This is a genomic window from Marinococcus sp. PL1-022 (assembly GCF_033845285.1).
In the GTDB taxonomy this organism is placed as follows: domain Bacteria; phylum Bacillota; class Bacilli; order Bacillales; family Marinococcaceae; genus Marinococcus.
Genome location: NZ_JAWXCX010000001.1, coordinates 1,951,523 through 1,973,364, shown reverse-complemented (window position 1 = coordinate 1,973,364; position 21,842 = coordinate 1,951,523). Strand labels below are relative to the sequence as shown.

Annotated in this window: 23 protein-coding genes; 22 read left to right on the top strand and 1 reads right to left on the bottom strand. The window is 49.6% G+C overall.

Annotation, left to right across the window (positions count from 1 at the left end):
- Window positions 1-11: 11 nt before the first annotated feature.
- From rpsU to SIC45_RS10035, 20 genes are all read left to right on the top strand, one after another.
- Complete coding sequence (gene rpsU, locus SIC45_RS10130) at window positions 12-185, top strand: 30S ribosomal protein S21 (RefSeq protein WP_022794945.1); 174 nt, start codon at window positions 12-14, stop codon at window positions 183-185.
- A gap of 20 nt (window positions 186-205) precedes the next feature.
- Window positions 206-652 (top strand): GatB/YqeY domain-containing protein, encoded by a 447-nt coding sequence (locus SIC45_RS10125; protein ID WP_022794946.1) that lies wholly within the window; start codon window positions 206-208, stop codon window positions 650-652.
- A 171-nt stretch (window positions 653-823) separates the two neighbouring features.
- Window positions 824-2,176 carry a nodulation protein NfeD gene (locus SIC45_RS10120; protein ID WP_319632067.1) on the top strand — a complete coding sequence of 451 codons (1,353 nt, stop codon included), beginning with the start codon at window positions 824-826 and terminating at the stop codon, window positions 2,174-2,176.
- Between the two features lies 1 nt (window position 2,177).
- Window positions 2,178-3,188 (top strand): flotillin-like protein FloA, encoded by a 1,011-nt coding sequence (gene floA / locus SIC45_RS10115; protein ID WP_022794948.1) that lies wholly within the window; start codon window positions 2,178-2,180, stop codon window positions 3,186-3,188.
- Window positions 3,189-3,222: 34 nt separating this feature from the next.
- Window positions 3,223-3,849 (top strand): hypothetical protein, encoded by a 627-nt coding sequence (locus tag SIC45_RS10110; RefSeq protein ID WP_319632066.1) that lies wholly within the window; start codon window positions 3,223-3,225, stop codon window positions 3,847-3,849.
- Between the two features lie 160 nt (window positions 3,850-4,009).
- Window positions 4,010-5,014: a PhoH family protein gene (locus SIC45_RS10105; protein ID WP_298787938.1), complete on the top strand. Its 1,005-nt coding sequence runs from the start codon at window positions 4,010-4,012 to the stop codon at window positions 5,012-5,014.
- 16 nt (window positions 5,015-5,030) lie between these two features.
- Window positions 5,031-5,492, top strand: a complete 462-nt coding sequence (gene ybeY, locus SIC45_RS10100; protein ID WP_298787936.1) for an rRNA maturation RNase YbeY — start codon at window positions 5,031-5,033, stop codon at window positions 5,490-5,492.
- Window positions 5,476-5,859 (top strand): diacylglycerol kinase family protein, encoded by a 384-nt coding sequence (locus SIC45_RS10095; protein WP_022794952.1) that lies wholly within the window; start codon window positions 5,476-5,478, stop codon window positions 5,857-5,859. The genes ybeY and SIC45_RS10095 overlap by 17 nt, the downstream gene beginning before the upstream one ends.
- 22 nt (window positions 5,860-5,881) lie before the next feature.
- Window positions 5,882-6,271 (top strand): cytidine deaminase, encoded by a 390-nt coding sequence (locus SIC45_RS10090; RefSeq protein ID WP_319632961.1) that lies wholly within the window; start codon window positions 5,882-5,884, stop codon window positions 6,269-6,271.
- Between the two features lie 29 nt (window positions 6,272-6,300).
- On the top strand, window positions 6,301-7,203 hold the full coding sequence (gene era / locus SIC45_RS10085; protein WP_298787933.1) for a GTPase Era: 903 nt from the start codon (window positions 6,301-6,303) through the stop codon (window positions 7,201-7,203).
- A gap of 27 nt (window positions 7,204-7,230) precedes the next feature.
- Window positions 7,231-7,980 (top strand): DNA repair protein RecO, encoded by a 750-nt coding sequence (gene recO / locus SIC45_RS10080; RefSeq protein ID WP_298787931.1) that lies wholly within the window; start codon window positions 7,231-7,233, stop codon window positions 7,978-7,980.
- Between the two features lie 298 nt (window positions 7,981-8,278).
- Window positions 8,279-9,169: a glycine--tRNA ligase subunit alpha gene (glyQ, locus tag SIC45_RS10075; protein WP_298788186.1), complete on the top strand. Its 891-nt coding sequence runs from the start codon at window positions 8,279-8,281 to the stop codon at window positions 9,167-9,169.
- On the top strand, window positions 9,159-11,243 hold the full coding sequence (glyS, locus tag SIC45_RS10070; RefSeq protein WP_319632065.1) for a glycine--tRNA ligase subunit beta: 2,085 nt from the start codon (window positions 9,159-9,161) through the stop codon (window positions 11,241-11,243). The genes glyQ and glyS overlap by 11 nt, the downstream gene beginning before the upstream one ends.
- Before the next feature lie 43 nt (window positions 11,244-11,286).
- The gene (locus SIC45_RS10065; RefSeq protein WP_319632960.1) at window positions 11,287-11,919 is read left to right on the top strand and encodes a helix-turn-helix transcriptional regulator; all 633 of its coding nucleotides are present in this window, start codon (window positions 11,287-11,289) and stop codon (window positions 11,917-11,919) included.
- 15 nt (window positions 11,920-11,934) lie between these two features.
- The gene (locus SIC45_RS10060) at window positions 11,935-12,750 is read left to right on the top strand and encodes a pyruvate, water dikinase regulatory protein (RefSeq protein WP_298787927.1); all 816 of its coding nucleotides are present in this window, start codon (window positions 11,935-11,937) and stop codon (window positions 12,748-12,750) included.
- A gap of 12 nt (window positions 12,751-12,762) precedes the next feature.
- Complete coding sequence (locus SIC45_RS10055) at window positions 12,763-13,230, top strand: DUF188 domain-containing protein (protein ID WP_298787925.1); 468 nt, start codon at window positions 12,763-12,765, stop codon at window positions 13,228-13,230.
- Between the two features lie 24 nt (window positions 13,231-13,254).
- Window positions 13,255-15,081: a DNA primase gene (dnaG, locus tag SIC45_RS10050; RefSeq protein ID WP_319632064.1), complete on the top strand. Its 1,827-nt coding sequence runs from the start codon at window positions 13,255-13,257 to the stop codon at window positions 15,079-15,081.
- Between the two features lie 222 nt (window positions 15,082-15,303).
- A complete protein-coding gene (rpoD, locus tag SIC45_RS10045) occupies window positions 15,304-16,419 on the top strand; it encodes an RNA polymerase sigma factor RpoD (RefSeq protein WP_022794962.1) in 1,116 nt (371 codons plus the stop codon).
- Window positions 16,420-16,504: 85 nt separating this feature from the next.
- Window positions 16,505-17,224 carry a tRNA (adenine(22)-N(1))-methyltransferase gene (locus SIC45_RS10040; RefSeq protein ID WP_319632063.1) on the top strand — a complete coding sequence of 240 codons (720 nt, stop codon included), beginning with the start codon at window positions 16,505-16,507 and terminating at the stop codon, window positions 17,222-17,224.
- Window positions 17,221-18,330, top strand: coding sequence for a Nif3-like dinuclear metal center hexameric protein (locus SIC45_RS10035; RefSeq protein WP_319632062.1), 1,110 nt, complete (start codon window positions 17,221-17,223; stop codon window positions 18,328-18,330). The genes SIC45_RS10040 and SIC45_RS10035 overlap by 4 nt, the downstream gene beginning before the upstream one ends.
- Before the next feature lie 38 nt (window positions 18,331-18,368).
- Here the strand turns inward: SIC45_RS10035 and SIC45_RS10030 are convergent, their stop codons facing one another.
- Window positions 18,369-19,313, bottom strand: a complete 945-nt coding sequence (locus SIC45_RS10030) for a 4-hydroxy-3-methylbut-2-enyl diphosphate reductase (RefSeq protein WP_319632061.1) — start codon at window positions 19,311-19,313, stop codon at window positions 18,369-18,371.
- A 257-nt stretch (window positions 19,314-19,570) separates the two neighbouring features.
- Here SIC45_RS10030 and SIC45_RS10025 point away from each other — a divergent pair, with 257 nt between their 5' ends.
- Window positions 19,571-20,863 (top strand): DEAD/DEAH box helicase, encoded by a 1,293-nt coding sequence (locus tag SIC45_RS10025; RefSeq protein WP_319632060.1) that lies wholly within the window; start codon window positions 19,571-19,573, stop codon window positions 20,861-20,863.
- A gap of 11 nt (window positions 20,864-20,874) precedes the next feature.
- Window positions 20,875-21,777 carry a deoxyribonuclease IV gene (locus tag SIC45_RS10020; protein ID WP_298787911.1) on the top strand — a complete coding sequence of 301 codons (903 nt, stop codon included), beginning with the start codon at window positions 20,875-20,877 and terminating at the stop codon, window positions 21,775-21,777.
- Window positions 21,778-21,842: the final 65 nt, after the last annotated feature.

Here is a 21,842-nt window from a genome sequence, read left to right as displayed (position 1 = left end):
GAGGGAATCACATGGCAGAGACAAGAAAGAAAAAGAATGAAGATATTGATGCCGCTCTTCGCCGTTTTAAGCGTAGCCTTTCCAAAGAAGGAACAATGGCTGAAGTGAAAAAACGCAAACACTACGAAAAACCTAGTGTTCGTCGTAAGAAGAAAAGCGAAGAAGCTAGAAAACGTAAGTTTTAAGTAAAGAAGGTGCTGCATCCTTGGAACTCATGGATCGTTTAAGCAGTGACATGAAGTCAGCGATGAAAAACAAGGAAAAACAGCGTTTAAATGTTATCAGAGGCCTGCGGGCATCGATGCAGAATGAAGCTATCAAGCTCAATAAAGAGCTTGATGAAAGCGAAGCAACAGCGGTTTTAAACCGCGAAATGAAACAAAGAAAAGATTCCCTCCATGAGTTTGAAAACGCAGGACGGGAAGATTTAGCAGAACAGACCAGGTTCGAAATGGACGTCATATCTGAATATCTTCCTGCTCCTTTATCGAATGAAGAATTGGAATCGATTGTGAAAGAAACCATTCAGGAGGAGAATGCATCTTCGATGAAAGACATGGGAACGGTGATGTCTGCGGTGATGCCTAAAATCAGCGGAAAAGCGGACGGTTCCCAGGTAAATCAATTAGTGAAAAAGCATTTATCTTCTTGATAATAAGAAAGCTAGAGATCGAATCAGGGTTTAGTTCCGGTTCGGTCTCTTTTTTTAAACATAAGCGAGTCTTCCTGCTGAAATAAACGGGAAAAAATTGAAACGCTTTTATCTTTATCCTCGTACATAAGAGTATAGACATATAACTAATGAACGGGAGGGGGGATAGAGGTGGAGCAGAGAAAAAGCAGATGGTTGTCCGTTATTCTTGCCGTGCTTTTCATGACAGCTGCCTGGCTTCCGGCATCTGTACAGGGGGCCGGTGAAAATCAGACCGTGTATGTTATCCCGGTTGAACAGACCGTTGAGCAGGGAATGGCCGCATTTTTGGAACGATCAGTGGAAGAAGCGGAGGAAGCTGATGCCGACAGGATTATTTTTGAGCTGGACACACCCGGAGGCGCGGTGGATGCCGCAGGGGAGATTGCTTCAATTATCAACGGCACATCTATTCCAACTACAGCATATGTAACGGATCAGGCCATGTCAGCAGGAGCGTTTCTCGCTTTGAGCGCTGACGAAATTGCCATGGCGCCTGAAACAGAAATGGGAGCTGCCCAGGTTATTGACGGATCAGGGAATGCAGCATCTGACAAGGCTCAGTCGGCCTGGGTGTCTAATATGGTCAATGCAGCTGAATCAAATGACAGAGACCCGGTGTATGCAGAAGCAATGGCGGATCCTGGAGTTAAGCTGCCGGATTATCGTGCCGGAAAAGGTGAACTGTTAACGCTTACGGCATCGGAAGCAGCTTCTGATGAGGTGGGCTATGCGGAGTACATTGCCGACAGCAGGGATGATCTTCTCAGTCAGATGAACCTGGGCGGTGCTGCAGTGGAAGAAGCAGATATCAGCGCAGCCGAGCAGGTCGCAAGGTGGGTGACGAGTCCTTACGTGATTCCGATTTTACTCAGCGTTGGCATGATCGGCCTAATACTTGAAGTATTTTCACCGGGATTTGGAATTTTCGGAGGTATCGGTCTCGCATCCTTAGGACTTTTCTTTTTCGGTCATATGATTGCCGGCTTTGCTGGTTTCGAAGGCCTGCTGTTGTTTGGCGTCGGCCTGCTTCTGCTGCTGATAGAATTCTTTGTTCCTGGTTTTGGAATTTTTGGTATATTAGGTATAGGGGCAGTCGTTGGCAGCCTGTTTATGTCCTCGTTTTCTATTTCCGTCATGGCGATTTCCGTTGTACTGGCAGCTGTAGCCGCCATCATCGCAGCAGCAGTCATGGTGGTGGGCTTTGGAAAACGGGGGCCGATGAAAAAGCTGGTGCTTCAGGACACTTTTTCTTCAAAGGATGGATATGTATCAAATGAAGGCAGAACGGACTTATTGGGCAGAGAAGGAACGGCATTAACCCCATTGCATCCGACCGGTGCGGCAGAAATTGACGGGGAAAAAATTGATGTTGTTTCAGACGGCCGCTACCTCGACCGCGGAGACGCTGTGCAGGTAGTGCGTGTAGAAGGCACGCGTGTTGTAGTAAAGCCTTATTCTAACAAAGAAAGAAGGGAATCATGACATGGGAATTGATATAGGCCTCGTTATTGTATTAGCTATTATTTTAATAGCGCTCGTTATTTTATTCACCTTTGTTCCGGTTGCGCTTTGGATTTCGGCGCTTGCCGCAGGGGTGAAAGTAGGTATTTTCCAGCTTGTCGGTATGCGGCTCCGGAGGGTTATTCCGTCGAGAGTAGTAAATCCGATGATCAAAGCAGAAAAAGCCGGACTCGATATTGAGTTGAACAAGCTTGAAGGCCACTATCTGGCTGGCGGTAACGTGGACCGTGTGGTTAACGCACTAATCGCTGCCCAGCGTGCAAATATTGAACTTACATTTGAGCGTTGTGCGGCTATTGACCTTGCCGGCCGTGATGTATTGGAAGCTGTACAGATGAGTGTTAACCCGAAAGTTATTGAAACACCATTTATTGCCGGTGTCGCAATGGACGGCATTGAAGTAAAAGCAAAAGCAAGAATCACCGTGCGGGCAAACATAGACCGCCTGGTCGGGGGTGCCGGTGAAGATACCGTTATCGCCCGTGTAGGTGAAGGTATTGTTTCGACGATTGGTTCTTCTCAAAACCATAAAAAAGTGTTGGAAAATCCGGACAGCATCTCGCAGACAGTGCTTTCCAAAGGCCTGGATTCAGGTACGGCCTTTGAGATTTTATCCATCGATATTGCCGATATTGACATTGGCAAAAACATTGGTGCAGAACTGCAGACTGACCAGGCGGAAGCAGACAAAAACATCGCCCAGGCGAAGGCCGAAGAACGCCGTGCCATGGCTGTAGCCCAGGAACAGGAAATGAAAGCACGCGTAGAAGAAATGCGTGCGAAAGTTACCGAGTCCGAAGCAGAAGTGCCAATGGCAATGGCAGAAGCACTGCGCTCCGGAAACCTTGGGGTCATGGATTATATGAATATCCAGAACGTAATGTCTGATACGGATATGCGTGAGTCGATCAGTAAATCCGGTAAAGACGACGATCAAAACGGGCCTTACAACCGTCCACACACCGATAAATAAGGGACTTTGTCCGTAGAAGAAGGTGAATGAAGCGATGGAGCAGCTGTTTGAACTAGTGTTTAATAACCTGTGGATTTTACTGCTGCTCTTCGGTGGTTTGATTACGTTTCTCGGCCGGGGGGACAGCAGCCAGCAGCAGGAGGGCAGCGACAGCGATTCGAGACGGCGCGGAGCGTTCGGTAAGCTTGAGGACCTGTTTGAAGAGTTTGAAAATGCCCGCAAGGAAAACACGCCGAATCGTCCTCAGAATGATCCCTCCGGAAGCCCTGGCAATCATCCAACGCGCCGGGTGCCGGAAGCAGAGTCAGAGCTGTACAAAGAAGAGTCAGATGAGCCTCAGAATAAAAGCAGTGCTTTAAAGGAATATGAAAAGCGCCGTGAAGAGCTTCAAAAGCAAAAGAAAAATGCAAGTCAGCGTCTTGAGCGTGCTTCGCGGCAGTCTGCTGAACGTGGAAGCATCACGTCAGACGGAGAAATTGGCGGAGCGCGGAGAAACCCGCGGTCGATAAACAAAAAAGAAGCGGCCAACGGGCTCGTATGGGCAGAGGTACTAAGCCCGCCGGTCACAAGGCGCAGCGGTTATCCTTACCAGCGGCAGTCAACAATGTCGCGTGAGAGAATTGAGCCGCATCGTTCCACTAAAAAAAGCAGTAATGAGTGAGCCTGATCTTCGGATCAGGTTCTTTTTTTGCCTTAAATGTTTAAAATGTCTGCTATTTTTTGCAACACCCTCAGCGTGGTGGTAGAGTAGAATTAGCATACTAACGAAAAAACTGATAACAGCAAGGATATGATATTATACTCAAGGAGACTGAGCTATATTGACCGAAAAGAAAACGCTAGAATTACAAGTGAATGAAATGAATGACATACAGCAGCTGTTTGGTCCGAATGATGTGCACATTGAGCGGCTTGAAGAAAAGCTGGACGTTTCGATCATTACCAGAGGCGGCTCACTGATCGTGGAAGGAAATGAAAAGCAGGCAGCACTGGTGGAAGAAGTGATTGAGGCTTTGGCCAGGCTTTTGAAAAAACGGGTGCGGATCTCTGAACGGGACGTTGTCTATGCAGCGCAGCTGGCTGAAGAAGGAAAGCTTGAAAAGCTTGAAGATTTATTCCAGGAGCAGATTGCTGTAAACGCCGAAGGCAAGCCGGTCATGATTAAAACCTTAGGGCAGAAGGAATATATCGACCAGATCCGCCGTAAAGATATGATATTTGGCGTTGGTCCGGCAGGTACAGGTAAAACCTATCTGGCAGTTGTGATGGCGGTCAATGCTTTAAAGGAGGGACGGGTGAAGCGGATTGTGCTGACCCGTCCAGCGGTAGAGGCTGGAGAAAGCCTCGGGTTTCTTCCGGGCGACCTGAAAGAAAAAGTGGACCCATACCTGCGTCCGCTGTATGACGCTCTGCATAATATTTTTGGGGCGGAGCATACACAGCGGCTCATGGAGAGAGGCACGATCGAAGTAGCTCCCCTTGCCTATATGAGAGGCCGGACGCTCGACGATGCTTTTGTTATTCTTGATGAAGCACAGAATACGACGAAAGAACAAATTAAGATGTTTTTAACACGGCTCGGGTTTGGTTCAAAAATGATCGTTAATGGGGATCTTACCCAGATTGATCTTCCAAAAGGCCAGCAGTCAGGTCTGAAGGTGGCGGCGCGTATATTAAAAAACATCGATCATATTGGATTCGTTTACCTGGAGGCCACGGATGTTGTGCGGCATACACTGGTGCAGCAGATTCTTGATGCGTACGAACAGGAGGAAGGCGATCCAAAGCGTACGTTGAACCGGCCGGACAAACCAACAAACAACTAGTCAGGGGTGGACAGGCGTGAGTATTGAAGTGGATATGGTAGACGAAACGGAACAAGTGGAACCGAAGCATTGGGAGCTGGTGCAGAACATCCTGCAGTTCGCATGTGAAGAAGAAGGAGTCGTAGATGGCTCGGAGGTATCTGTGAGTTTTGTGGACAACGAGATGATTCAGGCGGTCAACAGGGAATACCGGGAAATCGACCGGCCGACTGATGTGATTTCATTTGCGTTGAATGACGATGAGATTCAGCCGCAGGCCGAAGGCATTCCGAATCTGCTCGGAGACATTATTATAAGCGTTCCTAAAGCCCGGGAGCAGGCAGAGGAGTATGGTCATTCGTTTGAAAGAGAGCTGGGCTTTCTGGCCGTTCACGGCCTGCTGCATCTGCTTGGTTATGATCATATGAATAAAGAAGAAGAACAAACAATGTTTTCGCGTCAGGAAAGGATCCTGGAAGCGTATGGATTACCGCGATAAATCGCTGCCCAGGCGCTGGAGGGACGGGTTTGTGTTTGCCGGAAAAGGCATCCGCCTTGCCTTTCGGGAGGAGCGTCATATGCGCTTCCATGTCTTTTTTGGCCTCGCAGCTGTCCTTCTGGGCTGGCTGTGCGGGCTCGCTTTATGGCAGTGGACCGTTCTATTGCTGGCAATTGCCGGCATGCTCGTACTCGAAATGGTCAATTCCGCGCTCGAGCGCCTTGTAAATCTGGTGTCTCCGGAATGGAATAAAACCGCGGGAGAAGTCAAGGACATTGCTGCCGGCGCGGTGCTCATTTATGCTGTATTTGCTGTTATCATCGGTGTGATGATTTTTATGCCTTTCCTATGGGAATGGCTGAGCTGACAAAGGGGGAAATACATTGGCTATAGAAAACGAACTGCTTGAACGGGCTAAACAGGCGAGAGAACAAGCGTACGTCCCGTATTCCAACTTTCCGGTAGGAGCGGTCTTTGTAGGAGAGGACGGTGAGTGGTACGAAGGATGTAATATTGAGAACTCCTCGTATGGGTTAAGCAACTGTGCAGAACGGACAGCCGTATTCAGTGCGCTGCGTACAGGCATGCGAAGCGGAAAAATGGTAGCTGTCATCGCCGATACGAAAGGACCGGTCGCTCCGTGCGGCGCCTGCCGGCAGGTGCTTTCTGAGTTTCTGCCGAAGGACGCCCGGATTGTATTGGGCAACCTGCAGGGGGACATGAAAGTAACGACGATGGAAGAGCTGCTCCCGGGAGCATTCGGCCCGGAGGATTTATAGTATGAAAGCAGGAAAGAAGAGGGAAAATAATGAGTGAAGAGTATCATTCCGGTTTTGCCGCCCTAATCGGGCGGCCCAATGCGGGAAAGTCCACATTAATGAATCAGGTGCTTGGCCAAAAGATTGCGATCATGAGTGATAAAGCACAGACAACAAGAAATAAAATCCAGGGAGTCTACACGACAGAAGATTCCCAGATTGTTTTTATCGATACTCCGGGCATTCATAAACCAAAGCACAAGCTGGGCGATTTTATGGTTCGTGCTGCTCTGCAGACACTGAACGATGTTGATATTATTTTATACCTGATCGATGCGTCAGAATCATATGGCCCCGGTGAGGAATATATTATTGAAAAACTGAAGCGGACAGACACGCCGGTATTTTTAATCGTTAATAAAATCGATAAAGTCCATCCGGACGAGTTGCTCAAGGTGATTGCAAGCTATTCCGAACGGTATAATTTTGCCGAGGTCGTGCCAGTTTCTGCGTTGAACGGAAATAACGTGACGACGCTTCTCGAAGAACTTACCAAATATCTCGAGGAGGGACCGCAGTTTTATCCGGAAGATCAGGTCACCGATCACCCGGAACGGTTTATCGTGAGTGAACTGATCCGCGAAAAAGCCCTGCAGCTGACTCGCGAAGAAGTTCCGCATTCGCTCGCCGTCGTTATCGATGAAATGAAGGAACGGGAAAACGGTGCGGTGTATGTGGCAGCTACTATTGTTGTTGAACGCCCGACTCAAAAAGGCATTATTATCGGCAAGCAGGGGTCGATGCTCAAGGAAATCGGGCAGCGGGCCCGGGCAGATATTGAGTCAATGCTTGGCTCAAAGGTGTTTGTAGAGCTTTGGGTGAAGGTGGAAAAAGACTGGAGAAACAGTGCGTATCTGCTTCGGGAGAACGGATATCGCGAGGATGAATATTAAGAAATCGCCTGTGAGCGGAGGAACAGCATGATTCAGAAAACAGAAGGAATTGTTTTGCGGACTGCTTCCTACGGGGAATCCAACGTAGTGTTAACGGTGTATACAAGAGAGCACGGAAAAATGGCGATGATGGCCAAAGGGGCAAAGAAACCAAGCAGCCGCCTGCGCTCGATCTCCCAGCCCTTTGTTTACGGAACGTTTGTGTACTATCCGGGCAAAGGAATGAGAACGCTCAGCCAGGGGGATGTCACAGATTCATTCCGCAGCGTGCGTGAAGATATCGTTCTCACTTCCTACGCCTCCTATTTGTCCGAGCTTCTTGATAAAGTGACGGTGGACCAGGAACGAAATCCTTATTTATTTGAGCTGTTCTGGCAGCTTCTGCGGCGTATCGACGAAGGGGAGGACGCTGAAGTGCTCATCCGGCTCTTTGAAGTGAAAATGACTGCCGTGGCAGGCATTCAGCCTGTGATCGACCGCTGTGTGAACTGCGGCCGGCAGGAGGGCACCTTTCATTTTTCCATTCGCGAAGCGGGCTTTCTCTGTCATCTGTGCTGGGAGATGGATCCGTACCGGTTCCGCATTCAGCCGAAAACGGTGCGGCTCTTACGGACGTTTTTCTATATTGATGTGCACCGGATCGGTTCTGTTTCTGTATCAGCCGAAACGAAAAAAGAGCTGAAGGATGTCCTGAACAGCTATTATGATTCGTACGCAGGTATTCATTTAAAGGCGAGGCGTTTTTTGGAGCAGATGGAAAAGTGGAACGTCGAATGAGTGCTTGACACACTCGCAAATGTTAAGTACTATTTCAATACAATCATAACGATGCGCAGGGAAGGAAAGTAGTAGCAATCTTCTTCAGTCTTAGCGAGTGCAGGATAGTGAGAGCTGCACGCTGACCGGTTGTGAAGGCGTTCTGGAGCGCGGAATGGATAAAGCGGCTTTTCGGCTATAGTGCCCAAAAAGCAAGTAGGGTGGAACCGCGGTGATAACCGTCCCTATACCTGAGTGACAGGTATAGGGACTTTTTTAATGAAATAAACGAAAAGCAGAAGGGGTGTTTAACATGGCAATGAATATACAGGAAATGATTTTAACATTGCAGAACTACTGGGCTGATCAGAATTGTATTATTATGCAGGCCTACGACGTGGAAAAGGGAGCGGGCACGATGAACCCGATGACGTTTCTGCGCAGCATCGGGCCAGAGCCGTGGAACGCAGCATATGTAGAGCCGTCGAGGCGGCCGGGGGACGGACGCTACGGGGAGAACCCGAACCGTTTGTATCAGCACCATCAGTTTCAGGTAGTTATGAAGCCGTCGCCGGACAACATCCAGGAGCTTTATTTAAAAAGCCTGGAAGCGATCGGCATTGACCCGCTTGCCCACGACATCCGCTTTGTGGAGGACAATTGGGAAGCTCCGACGCTGAGTGCCTGGGGCCTCGGATGGGAAGTCTGGATTGACGGCATGGAAATCACCCAGTTCACATATTTCCAGCACGTCGGCGGCATGGACGCCCACCCGGTGACAGCTGAGATTACATACGGCATCGAACGGCTGGCGTCGTATATTCAGGATAAAGAAAATGTGTTTGACCTGGAATGGGTGCAGGGCGTTTCGTACGGCGATATGTTTTTACAGGCGGAATACGAGCATTCGAAGTATTCCTTTGAAATTGCGGATAAAGAGCTGCTGTTGAATCAGTTTGCCGCAAGCGAAAAGGAAGCAGAGCGGGCCATTGAAGAAAAGCTCGTGCTGCCTGCCTACGATCACGTGTTAAAATGCTCGCATTTGTTTAATCTGCTCGATGCCCGCGGGGCGATTTCAGTGACGGAGAGAACCGGATATATTGCGCGGGTGCGCAATCTGGCAAGAAAGTGCGGGAAGGCGTATTACGAAGAACGGGAAAAACTAGGATTTCCGCTACAGAAGCAGGAGGCGATGAATTATGGCAGCTAATCACTTTTTACTTGAAATCGGCGTGGAAGAAATGCCTGCCCGTTTTGTGGAGGGGGCAGTCAAGCAGCTGAAGGAAAAAACGGAAACCTGGCTGCGGGAGCAGCGCTTAAGCTATAGTGCCGTTCATATGTTTTCCACTCCGAGACGGCTTGCACTCCGGGTGGAGGATCTGGCTGATTATCAGGAGGATATGGTGGAGGAGGCCCGCGGCCCGGCTAAAAAGCTCGCTCTCACAGACGACGGGGAATGGAGCAAGGCGGCTTTAGGCTTTGCCAGAGGCCAGCAGGTCGAGGCCCAGGAGTTGTACTTTAAAGAGGTGAAAGGCACCGAGTACGTGTTTGTGGAAAAAGAACACAAGGGCCGGCCGACTTCAGAAATGCTCCAGGAGATGAAAGCAATTATTACATCGCTCACTTTTCCGAAAAACATGCGTTGGGGAAGTCACGAGCTTCGCTTTGTGCGACCGATCCAATGGCTTGTGGCATTGTACGGAGAAACAGTGATCCCCTTTACGATTACAGACCGGACAGCCGGAAATATTTCCTATGGACACCGGTTTTTGGGAAATGCCATTACGATTCATAAGCCGGAAACGTATGAGCAGCAGCTGAAAGAGGAGTATGTGATTGCAGATGCTTCTGAAAGAACTGAACTGATTCGCAGCCAGATTGAAGAGATTGAAGCAGAGAACAGCTGGCATATTCCGATTGACCAGGGGCTGCTTGCTGAAGTGAATCAGCTCGTGGAATACCCAACCGCGCTGCATGGATCATTTGATGAAGCGTATTTGGACATTCCGCGGGAGGTGCTTGTTACCTCGATGAAAGAACACCAGCGGTATTTCCCGGTGGAAAATGACGAAGGCAGTCTTCTTTCGTATTTTATTACAGTACGTAACGGTAATGCTCGGCACCTTGACCAGGTGCGAAAAGGGAATGAGAAGGTGCTTCGTGCCCGTCTGGCGGATGCCCAGTTTTTCTATGACGAAGACCGGAAAATATCGCCGGACGAAGCAGTAGAAAAATTAAATCACGTTATTTATCAGGAAAACCTCGGCACAGTCGGTGAAAAGGTAATGCGGGTGGAGGCTGTCAGCACCCGGCTTGCAGAATATCTGCAGCTCGACAGTGCGAAGGTGCAAAATGTTAAGCGAGCTGCTCACATTTCCAAATTCGACCTCGTGACATTAATGGTGGACGAATTCACCGAGCTCCAGGGAATTATGGGAAGAGAATATGCCCGGATGGCAGGAGAAAACACCGAAGTTGCCGAAGCTATTGCAGAACATTATAAACCAAAGTCCGCCGGGGATACTCCTGCGGAAAATGTTGAGGGCGCGGTTATCAGCGTAGTGGATAAAATGGACACTATTGTTTCGAGCTTTGGTGTAGGTATGGTTCCTACCGGATCGCAGGACCCTCACGGATTGAGAAGACAGGCAGCAGGTATTGTTCAGACAATCACCGGGCATCGGTTCCCGCTGACTATTCAGCAGCTGATCGCTCTGGTGATGGATGAAATCAACGAGCGTTCACTTCTTCAGCGGGAAGAAGCGGATGTCCTGAAGGACCTCGAAGAATTCTTTACCCAGCGTGTCCGCCAAAAGCTGCATGATGAAGGTATTCGTCATGATATCGCGGATGCCGTGCTGCTTCACCTTGGAGAAAGAATTGACGTAGTGACAGAAAAAGCTGTATTTATTCAGGCACGTGCCGAGGAAGCAGACTTTAAAGAAACGGTGGAGGCACTCAGCCGGGTGACCAATATCGCAAAAAACACAGACAGTGGTTCGGATATTCAGACAGAGCTTTTCCAGGCTGAAGAGGAAAGAGAGCTTTACGAAAAAAGCAAAACCTTGAATCAGCAGCTCGATGAAACGCTGGTGCAGGCGGATGTTGCCGGTGCGTACCAAGCGCTTCAGGTAGTTACGCCGGCTATCAATGCCTACTTTGATCATGTCATGGTCATGGCTGAGGACGAGCAGGTAAAGCAGAACAGGCTGCAGCAGATGGCACTGTTATCCAGGGAAATTGAACGGTTCGCCCGCTTTCGGAGCATTGTTTTTTCATCGTAAATAATGCCTCCGTGCGAAGCGCCGATGAAGGTGGGGAGTCACTATCGAATTAACAGAGCGTCAGGAAACCATCCTGCAGATTGTTAAAGACAACGGGCCGATCACCGGGGAGCACATTGCAGACAGACTTTCACTGACGAGAGCCACTCTGCGCCCGGATCTGGCCATTCTCACAATGTCAGGATTTTTAGAAGCAAGACCGAGAGTAGGATATTATTATACCGGAAAAACGGATACCGAAGAGCTGAATAATCAGCTGCAGAAGTTAACGGTCAAACATTACCAGTCGATCGCAGTGGTCGTCTCTGAATCGGACAGTGTGTACGATGCCATCTGCACCATGTTTCTTGAAGATGTCGGTACTCTCTTTGTGGTGGATAAACAAAGCCACCTGGCCGGCGTCCTTTCAAGAAAAGATCTGCTGCGGGCGAGCCTCGGCCGCCAGGATACCGAAGCAATCCCTGTAAGTATTATTATGACAAGGATGCCTAACATCACGATCTGCAAAAAAGAGGATCTGGTTGTTTATGCAGCGACCAAGCTGATCGAGCGTCAGATTGACGCGCTGCCGGTAGTGAAAGACGCCGGCGGTGGAAAGTATGAGGTGGTCGGCAGGATCACGAAAACGAATATAACGAAAGTATTGGTGGATCTGGCCAATAACCAATTATTTTAACCCGAGGAGGCAGACATGACCACAAAACAAGAGCGCCCAGTAGTATACGTAGTGTCCGATTCGGTAGGAGAAACAGCTGAACTGGTAGTAAAAGCCGCTGCGAGTCAGTTTGGGGAGGACGGGATGGAAGTACGCCGTATTCCGTACGTTGAAGATGAGGGCACGGTCGAAGAGGTCATTCAGCTCGCCAAGGAAGCCAAGGCAATGATTGCGTTCACGCTGGTAATCCCCGAAATCAATCAGTATCTCCGGGAGCATGCGGAAGAGGCAGGTGTGGATTCCGTTGACATTATGGGACCTGTACTCGATAAAATGGTGACGCTCACGAACCAGCAGCCAAGATATGAGCCTGGTCTTGTGTACCGCCTTGATGAAGATTATTTCCGTAAGGTGGAGGCGATCGAATTTGCGGTTAAATACGATGACGGCCGTGACCCTAGAGGCATTGTCCGGGCGGACATTGTGCTGATCGGTGTCTCGCGAACCTCGAAAACACCTCTTTCCCAGTACCTGGCCCATAAGCGTCTGAAGGTGGCAAACGTGCCGCTCGTGCCGGAAGTGGACCCGCCGGAGGAATTGTTTAATATTCCGAGTGAGAAATGCATCGGGCTTCGGATCAGCGCCGATAAATTAAACCGGATCCGTTCCGAGCGGCTGAAGGCGCTTGGGCTGAGGCCGGAAGCAAACTATGCGAGTATGGAGCGTATCCAGGAAGAGCTCGACTACTCGGAAGAGCTGATGAATAAAATTGGCTGTACGGTGATTGATGTGTCCAATAAAGCTGTTGAGGAAACAGCCAATATTATCTCCAATATGTTTCAGCAGCGCTAGGAGAGAATAAGCATGGCAAAAAAGGAAGCCACAGTGTATGTGGACGCGGACGCATGCCCGCACAAAGAAACGATCGACACGTGGGGGACAGACAAAAGCGTGCGGGTCGTTTTTGTAGCGAGCAGCGCCCACGTTTCAAATAAACTGTATGAAGCAGAAACCGTGATGGTGGAAAATGAACCCGAAGCGGCGGATATGTATATTTGGAACCATGTTTCTGCCGGTGATCTGGTCATCGCCGATGATCATGGCCTGGCAGCTATTGCTCTGGAAAAAGGAGCAGCGGTTCTTTCTTTCCGGGGAAAGCGCTGGAAAAAAGGCGACGAGGAGTGGCTGCTTGCCGGCCGGTATGCCGGCGTGCTGGCCAAACAGGGAAAGCACAGAGTTAAAGGCCCTAAAGCAATATCACTTGAAGAGCGCCAGCGTTTTTTTGAGGGCCTGGAGATTTTTGAAGCAGGCGGCAGTGAGTCCAATTGGTAATAGGCCCATCAGGGAGGAAACAAAGTGGCAGCGTTTATTCCAGAAGAAAAAGTTGCTGAGGTTCGGGAAAAGACAGATATTGTTGAAGTCATCAATGATTACGTACAGCTGAAAAAACAGGGCAGGCATTATCTTGGCCTGTGTCCTTTTCATGGGGAGAACACCCCGTCATTTTCTGTTTCACCGGAGCGGCAGCTGTATCACTGTTTTGGCTGCGGTGCAGGCGGCAATGCCATAACTTTTTTGATGGAGCACGACGGCCTGACATTTGTGGAAGCCATCCAGTCTCTTGCAGCCAAAACGGGTACAGAGCTGCCCGAGCTCGAAGATCAATACCCAGGCGAACGGGAACAGCACCAGGCCAAAAAGGATGCGCATCAAATGGCGGCCAAGTTTTATCATCATCTGCTGATGAATACGGAGCAGGGAAAAGAGGCGTATGATTATTTAACGGCCCGGGGCATTAGCGAAGAGATTATTGAAGAATTCCAGCTCGGCTATGCACCGGAGCGAAACAATATGCTTGTGCAGCTGCTTGAAAAAAGGGATTACGACCTTGAAGAAATGGAAGAGGCAGGGCTGATTTTCCGCCAGGAATCCAGCTGGCAGTGGAATGACCGTTTTCGCGGGCGGGTGATGTTTCCTATTCATAATCAGCGCGGTCAGATTATTGCCTTTGGCGGCCGCGCGCTTGGGGAAGGTGCGCCGAAATACTTAAACAGCCCGGAAACGCCCATCTTTTTAAAGCATGAAACGCTCTACTCGTTTTCCAAAGCCCGCCAGGCGATCCGCAAACAGGATGAAGCTGTCCTGTTCGAAGGCTATATGGATGTTATTGCTGCGTGGAAAGCAGGGGTGAAAAACGGGGTTGCGGGTCTTGGCACGGCTTTTTCTAAGCGGCAGGCCGAACAGATCCGAAAAGCAACAGACAAAGCGGTAATTGCTTATGACGGGGACAATGCCGGACGGACAGCAGCGTGGAAAACCGGAGATATTCTTGAAAAGCAGGACATCGATGTACGGGTGGCACAATTTCCGGCGGATATGGACCCGGACGACTATATTCAGGCTTACGGGGCAGAAGCATTTAATGCACAGCTGTCGGAGCGTGCAGTTCCTTTTATGTCCTTTAAAGTTCAGGAGCTGCGTAAAAATAAAAACCTTCAAAATGAAGGAGACCGCCTTGTCTATATCGAAGAAGTACTCCGGGAAACATCCATGATCAGCAGTGCTGTAGAACGTGAATTTTATATGAAGCAGCTGGCAGAAGAATTTGACCTGTCGATGGACGCTCTTCGGGAAGAAGAACGCAAGGTACAAAAAAAGGAAAAACGGGAACAGGCAGCTAAGGCTCCTTCGTCTGAGCAAACGGGAAAACGTTGGCGGAGCGGAGCGCTTCCAAAAAAGCAGGTGTCGATGCGCTCAGCCTATGAAAATGCTGAACGGACGCTCCTTGCGTTTATGCTTCAGAACCGGGAAGTGGCTGAGGAGGTCAAAGAGCGTATTGGCGGAGAATTTAACATTGATGCCCATACAGCGCTCGCAGCATATTTATATGCTTATTATGATGACGACCATGAGCCTGATGTAAGCCGGTTCATGGAATACGTCGAGGAGCAGGAGCTTGTAAACCTGGTATCGGAGCTGATGCACCTTGACATTCCAACAGAAATATCAGATAATGAAATGTCTGACTATGTTGAACAGATTAAAATTCGACCAAAACGGGAAGAATTACTGCAAAGGCAGAAACAGCTTAAAGACGCTGAAAGAAATGGTGATTCGGATACAAATCAGCGACAGTTGCTGACAAGAATCATGGAATTGATGATGCAGCTGAAGAAAAACTAGCCTGAAGCAATTTGCTTGCGCTTTTCCTTTGTGGTTGATAAGATATGATCACGATAGAAGGGAAGCGTGCCAGTTTGATGTGCACGCTCTTTCTATGTGCCTGCCGTCCTTTCAACCAGCTAAGAAAATACCAGGAAAAGAAATCGTCGGCACAGACAATTGCGGGCATGTAAAGAGACAGGGTAGGATTCAAGGTGTGAAGCTTGGAAGGAGGGAGATCGAATGGCGGAAAAACCAAGCCGTCCGCTGGCGGAAGGTGAAATGTCGGTCGATCAGGTAAAAGAACAATTGCTCGAAACGGGCAAAAAGCGTGGAACGTTAACGTATGCAGAAATAACAGAAAAACTCTCCAGTTACGACCAGGATTCTGAGCAAATGGATGAGTTTTTTGAATACCTTGGTGAACAAGGCGTTGATATTATCAACGAGGGTGAAGAAGTTCCAAGCATGGAACAGGTGGAAAAAGAAGACACCCTTGATTTGAATGATTTAAGCGTCCCTCCAGGCATTAAAATTAACGATCCAGTCCGGATGTATTTAAAAGAAATCGGCCGTGTGCCACTTCTTTCTGCGGAAGAAGAAATTAATCTTGCCACCAAAATTGAAGAGGGCGACGAAGAAGCAAAACGCCGTCTTGCAGAGGCCAACCTCCGTCTGGTTGTTTCGATCGCAAAACGTTATGTCGGGCGCGGTATGCTTTTCCTCGATTTAATTCAGGAAGGCAACATGGGTCTTATCAAAGCGGTGGAAAAGTTTGACCACAGCAAAGGGTTCAAATTCAGTACGTATGCTACGTGGTGGATCCGTCAGGCAATCACCCGTGCTATTGCCGACCAGGCGAGAACAATCCGTATTCCGGTGCACATGGTGGAAACGATCAACAAGCTGATCCGCGTGCAGCGTCAGCTGCTGCAGGACCTTGGCCGTGAACCGCTTCCGGAAGAAGTTGCCAAAGAAATGGACCTGACTCCGGATAAAGTAAGGGAAATTCTTAAAATTGCCCAGGAGCCGGTATCGCTCGAAACTCCTATCGGGGAAGAAGATGACTCCCATCTTGGTGACTTTATTGAAGACCAGGAAGCGATGGCGCCATCGGATGCAGCTGCCTATGAACTGCTGAAGGAGCAGCTCGAAGATGTGCTTGATACGCTGACGGACCGCGAGGAAAACGTTCTCCGTCTCCGGTTTGGCCTTGATGACGGACGCACCCGCACCCTTGAGGAAGTAGGGAAAGTGTTTGGTGTGACAAGAGAACGTATTCGTCAGATTGAAGCCAAAGCACTGAGAAAGCTTCGTCACCCGAGCCGCAGCAAGCGATTAAAGGATTTCATGGACTGATGAATTCATCATAGATACAAGGGGACGCATGCTTCTAATAAGCAGGTGTCCCCTTTTTTATTTTACATAGAAGAGAGAGGGAAACATGAAAAAAGCTGTATTGCCGGACAGACTGGCTGGCATCGTAGAACAAATTGACCGGGGGGCAGTGGTTGCAGATATTGGCACGGACCACGGGCTTGTCCCGGTGGAAGCAATCGTGCGCCGGGGCGCGGAGCATGCAGTAGCAGCAGATGTGAATGCAGGCCCGCTTCAGGCTGCCTCGGACTACATTGCGGCCTGCGGATTAACAGGTAAAATTGATACCCGTCTCGGGAGCGGGCTCACGGTACTGACAGAAAATGATCGTATTGATACAGTAGTTATCGCCGGAATGGGCGGCACGCTGATCACTGAGATTATAGAGCAGGGGAAGACGCAGCTGTGCTCCGTGCAGAAGCTGATCCTGCAGCCTAACGTTTCCGCGGGCCGGATCCGCCAGTGGCTGCTCGACAACGGCTGGCTGCTTACCGATGAGCGAATCCTGAAGGAGGATCGTCATGTGTATGAAATACTGACGGCGGTGCCGGGAGAAGCGGAAGCGCCGTACCGGGTTCATCAGGAGCCGCTCGAAAAACAGCTGCTGTTCGGCCCATATCTGCTTGAGGAGCGGAACAATGCTTTTAAGGATAAATGGATGAGGGAAAAAGATAATTGGCAGCAAATTTTACAACAGCTGGCAAATGCCGTTCCGACAGAACAGACAACGGCAAAGAAACGAAAATTAAACCAATATATTGCATGGGCTGAGGAGGTTATCACATGAATACTGTACGTGACGTTATCCGGGTGTTTGAAGAATGGGCGCCGCCGTCGCTTGCTGTGGAAGGCGACCGGGTGGGGCTGATGATCGGGGACTGGAACCAGCCGGTGACAAAAGTGGTCACGACCCTTGACGTATCCGAAGAGGTGGTGGATGAAGCTGTTAAAACAGGGGCGGAGTTAATCATTGCCCATCACCCGCTGCTGTTTCGTCCTATAAAATCACTTGATGTGGCAAATGGCCAGGGGCCGGTAATTGAAAAGTGCATTAAGCATGATTTAACTGTCTATGCTGCTCATACAAACCTCGACATTGCTCCAGGGGGTGTGAATGACATGATGGCAGAAGCGCTCGGTTTAACGAACACGGAGGTGCTGGCTGTGACAGGCGAAGACCAGCTGTATAAGCTGGTGGCCTTTGTACCGGTGTCTCACACGGAAGAAGTAAGACAGGCAGTAGGGGACGCGGGCGCCGGCTATATCGGTGGGTATAGTCACTGTACATTTTCCGCTTCGGGGACTGGAACATTTATCCCCGGGGACGGCACGGATCCTTTTTTAGGCGAGCAGGGAAAAATGGAATTCGCGGACGAAAAGCGGATGGAAACGATCGTGCCGGCCTCACTCCGGCAGTCTGTGGAAGCTGCTTTAACTGCAGCCCATCCGTATGAAGAACCGGCGTATGATATGTATCTACTGGCCCTTCCGGGAGAGCCTTACGGACTCGGCAGAGTGGGAGACCTTCCGGAGGAAATGACGCTTGAAGCGTTTGTGGAGCAGGTAAAAAAAAGCTATGACGTGCCGTTTGTCCGCGTTGTGGACGGAAAAGCCGACCGGGTCAAACGCGTGGCCCTGCTCGGAGGCGATGGCAACAAATACTGGAAGCAGGCGCTTTCGAAGCAGGCGGATGTGTACATTACCGGCGATATTTATTTCCATACAGCCCAGGATGCGGCGATGGATGGCCTTACGATGATGGATCCCGGCCACCATGTGGAAAAAATCATGAAAAAGGGTGTGCAGAAGGAAATGCAGCACCGCAGTCAGGACCGGCTGCAGGTGGAATGGGTGGCTTCTGCTTTGTCCACTGAACCATTCCGGCTGGCATAATAGAAAAAATCCCTCCGCGCTCAAGCGGAGGGATTTTTTTATGATTTTGCTTTGATTTTTGGAAGAATTTTTGATTTATCAATATGAGACTCAGTGTCCCATGTGGATGAATCGTTTGGATCGTACTGGTCGATAAACAGGATGACTTCCTTTGTGATTAATGTCGGCGTGGAGGCACCTGCTGTAACCCCTACAGAGTTAACATTTTCAAGCCAGCTTAAATCCAGCTCGGTTAAGTTGCTGATCCGGTACGCTGTGGTACCTGCCACCTGCTCGGACACCTGGGCCAGCCGGTTGGAGTTGTTGCTTTTCGGATCGCCGACAACGAGCACAAGATCTACATCCTTCGCCTGTTCAGCTACCGCTTCCTGGCGGACCTGGGTGGCATTACAGATTTCATTGTGCACCTCTGCGTGTGGATAAATTTCTCTCGCCCGGTCCATAATGTCGGATACGTCCCACTGGCTCATGGTCGTCTGGTTAGTCATAATAATCCGTTCCGACCGAATGTTTAAGCTTTCAAGATCATCGAGCGTTTCCACTAAATGCACAATGTCCGGAGCGACACCGACAGCGCCTTCCGGCTCCGGATGCCCTTTTTTGCCGACATAGATAAACTCATAGCCCTGATCCCGCTTTTGCCGTATTAAGTCGTGGGTGACGGTAACATCGGGGCAGGTGGCATCAATGGTCGTCAGTCCTTTTTCTTCGGCAAGCTCGCGTACTTCCGGAGAAACGCCGTGAGCTGTAAATACGACTGTGCCTTTATCCACCTGCCGGAGTATTTCAAGCCGGTTGGGCCCGTCGAGGGATATGACCCCTTCTTCTTCAAATGCGTCAGTCACGTGCTTGTTGTGTACGATCATGCCTAAAATATAGATTGGGCGCGGAAGCTCCTGGTTACCGGCGGCTTTTTTCGCCATTACCATCGCATCGACAACGCCGTAGCAGTATCCACGTGGTGAAATTTTCGTTACTTCCATAAAGGCCTCCTGTTTCATAATTTGAACCGTGAGGTCTTGCGTGTACGCGCTGACTTTACGTATGCAGTCATGTAAAACGATTCTGGATTCATTATACTACCTAAGTGCCTGGTTGAAAAGAAAGGACGGCTGGCTGAATGCAGTCCTTTAATATTTTGTGAACAGAAGCAGCGGAGAAGCTATGGTTTCTATTTTAACTATGATAAAATATGGAGATGCAAAAAATGCGTAAATGAAAAGAGAGTTAGGTGAACAGCGTGGAAAATCGCTTTAAACAATACAATATTCCGGCATACGCCCTCAGGCTGCTGGATAAAAAACGAATTCAAAAACCAACGGATATTCAGGAACGGCTGATCCCTTCTGCGATTAACGGAAAGGATGTTATCGGCCAGTCGCAGACCGGTTCAGGCAAGACGCTTGCGTATCTGCTGCCGATCCTTAGCAGAATAGACACCTCCAAAGCGGAGGTGCAGGCAGTCATAACAGCCCCTACCCGGGAGCTTGCCGGCCAGATTTTCGGTGTCCTGAAGGAACTTACGGAGGAAGATGAAACGTCTTCGGTACGTGCCAAGCAGGTGTCCGGGGGGACGGACCGTTCAAGAGTAATGGAACAGCTCCGCAACCCGCCTCATATTATTGTAGCTACACCGGGCCGCCTGAAGGACATGGTAGGAGAAAATGTTATCAATGTACACACAGTCAGCATGCTCGTCATTGATGAAGCGGACCAGATGCTTGATATGGGCTTTCTGGAAGAAATTGATCCGGTGGCCGGCAAAATGGCAGATAACCTGCAGATGATGGTATTCTCTGCCACAGTACCGGAGAGCCTGCAGCCCTTCTTAAGAAAATATATGAACAATCCCAAGCATGTGCACGTAAAGCCGGAGCATGCGACGCCGAAAGAAATGACGCACTACGGTATCGCTCTCAGGCACCGCAGCCGTCTTGATGTGACGATGGATCTTGTGGACCGGCTGCAGCCGTTTCTCGCCATCATATTCGCAAGCACAAAGGACGAAGCGGATGAACTGGCCGGAGAGATGTTTAAAAAACAATATCCGGTAGAGGTTCTGCATGGCGGTCTGCCTTCGCGGCAGCGCAAACAGGTTATGAAACGGATTCAGAATCTTGAGGTCCAGTATCTGGTAGCTACCGATCTTGCTGCCCGTGGCATGGATATTCCGGGCATTTCGCACATTATTAACTACAGCCTGCCGAAGGAATTGGAATACTTTATTCACCGGACGGGCCGTGCGGGAAGAGCCGGACTGACAGGGGAGTCTTATACTCTGATGGGAGAAGAAGACCGCAAAGCCGTTCTTTCTCTTCAGAAGCAGGGTATCCGCTTTACGTTCATGGACTTTCGTAAAGGAGCATGGACCGAACTGTCCAAACCGCTGTTTGCCTCCAAACAGACGAAGCGAAAGCCCGCACCTGCTCCTGCTGATTCCATGCCGGTGAAAAAGCCGAAAAAAGTGAAGCCGGGCTACAAGAAAAAAGCGATGGCAGACCAGACGGCCTCCCGCCGGCACAAACGAAAATAATAATTGAGGTGATGACTGTGCTTTTAGGCTCACACGTATCCATGAACGGAAAGAAAATGCTTCTTGGTTCAAGCGAAGAAGCGGCTTCATACGGAGCGACAGCGATGATGATCTATACAGGAGCGCCGCAGAATACCCGGCGTAAGCCTATCGAAGAATTAAATATCGAAGACGGGCACGCCCACATGAAAGAAAACGGCATCGAAGAGGTAGTGGTCCATGCGCCGTATATTATCAATATCGGCAATACGACCAAACCGGAAACATTTCAGCTGGGCGTCGATTTTCTGCGCAATGAAATCAGCAGATCCGAGTCCCTTGGGGCAAAGCAGATTGTTCTTCACCCGGGCGCGCACGTCGGCGCCGGAACAGAAGCGGGCATTAAGAAAATTATTGAAGGCTTAAATGAAGTCATTCACCCGGACCAGAAGGTTCAGATCGCGCTTGAAACAATGGCGGGAAAAGGATCGGAATGCGGAATAAGCTTTGAAGAGCTCTCGGAGATTATCAGTGGAGTGACTCACAATGATAAACTGAGTGTCTGCTTTGATACATGCCACACGCATGATGCGGGCTACGATATTGTGGGGAACCTGGACGGCGTTCTGGAATCATTCGACCATTATGTCGGGCTCGACCGGCTGAAGGTGCTTCATATTAACGACAGCAAAAACGAACGCGGGGCAGGCAAAGACCGTCACGAAAATATTGGCTACGGCTATATCGGCTATAACACGCTGGCAGAAATTGTGCACCACGAGGCGTTTGCTTCTGTGCCTAAAATACTGGAAACACCTTATGTAGGCACGGACAAGAAAAACAAAAAACCACCGTACAAGCATGAAATTGCGATGCTCAGACAAAAAGAATGGAAGGCGAACTGGCGGGACGAATTAATGCCGGCCGAAGTATAAATGTCAATTGCATGAATGTGTGACGCGTTCATGCTTTTTTTGCAGATGCAAAAACAAAGTATTTC

Bases quoted from the DNA above. Each gene is read 5' to 3' on its own strand.
- SIC45_RS10060 (WP_298787927.1), top strand. From the start codon at position 11,935: ATGACCACAAAACAAGAGCGCCCAGTAGTATACGTAGTGTCCGATTCG.
- glyQ (WP_298788186.1), top strand. From the start codon at position 8,279: ATGAATATACAGGAAATGATTTTAACATTGCAGAACTACTGGGCTGAT.
- SIC45_RS10055 (WP_298787925.1), top strand. From the start codon at position 12,763: ATGGCAAAAAAGGAAGCCACAGTGTATGTGGACGCGGACGCATGCCCG.
- SIC45_RS10035 (WP_319632062.1), top strand. From the start codon at position 17,221: ATGAATACTGTACGTGACGTTATCCGGGTGTTTGAAGAATGGGCGCCG.
- era (WP_298787933.1), top strand. From the start codon at position 6,301: ATGAGTGAAGAGTATCATTCCGGTTTTGCCGCCCTAATCGGGCGGCCC.
- recO (WP_298787931.1), top strand. From the start codon at position 7,231: ATGATTCAGAAAACAGAAGGAATTGTTTTGCGGACTGCTTCCTACGGG.
- rpoD (WP_022794962.1), top strand. From the start codon at position 15,304: ATGGCGGAAAAACCAAGCCGTCCGCTGGCGGAAGGTGAAATGTCGGTC.
- rpsU (WP_022794945.1), top strand. From the start codon at position 12: ATGGCAGAGACAAGAAAGAAAAAGAATGAAGATATTGATGCCGCTCTT.
- SIC45_RS10110 (WP_319632066.1), top strand. From the start codon at position 3,223: ATGGAGCAGCTGTTTGAACTAGTGTTTAATAACCTGTGGATTTTACTG.
- SIC45_RS10040 (WP_319632063.1), top strand. From the start codon at position 16,505: ATGAAAAAAGCTGTATTGCCGGACAGACTGGCTGGCATCGTAGAACAA.
- SIC45_RS10095 (WP_022794952.1), top strand. From the start codon at position 5,476: ATGGATTACCGCGATAAATCGCTGCCCAGGCGCTGGAGGGACGGGTTT.
- glyS (WP_319632065.1), top strand. From the start codon at position 9,159: ATGGCAGCTAATCACTTTTTACTTGAAATCGGCGTGGAAGAAATGCCT.
- SIC45_RS10020 (WP_298787911.1), top strand. From the start codon at position 20,875: ATGACTGTGCTTTTAGGCTCACACGTATCCATGAACGGAAAGAAAATG.
- floA (WP_022794948.1), top strand. From the start codon at position 2,178: ATGGGAATTGATATAGGCCTCGTTATTGTATTAGCTATTATTTTAATA.
- SIC45_RS10030 (WP_319632061.1), bottom strand. From the start codon at position 19,313: ATGGAAGTAACGAAAATTTCACCACGTGGATACTGCTACGGCGTTGTC.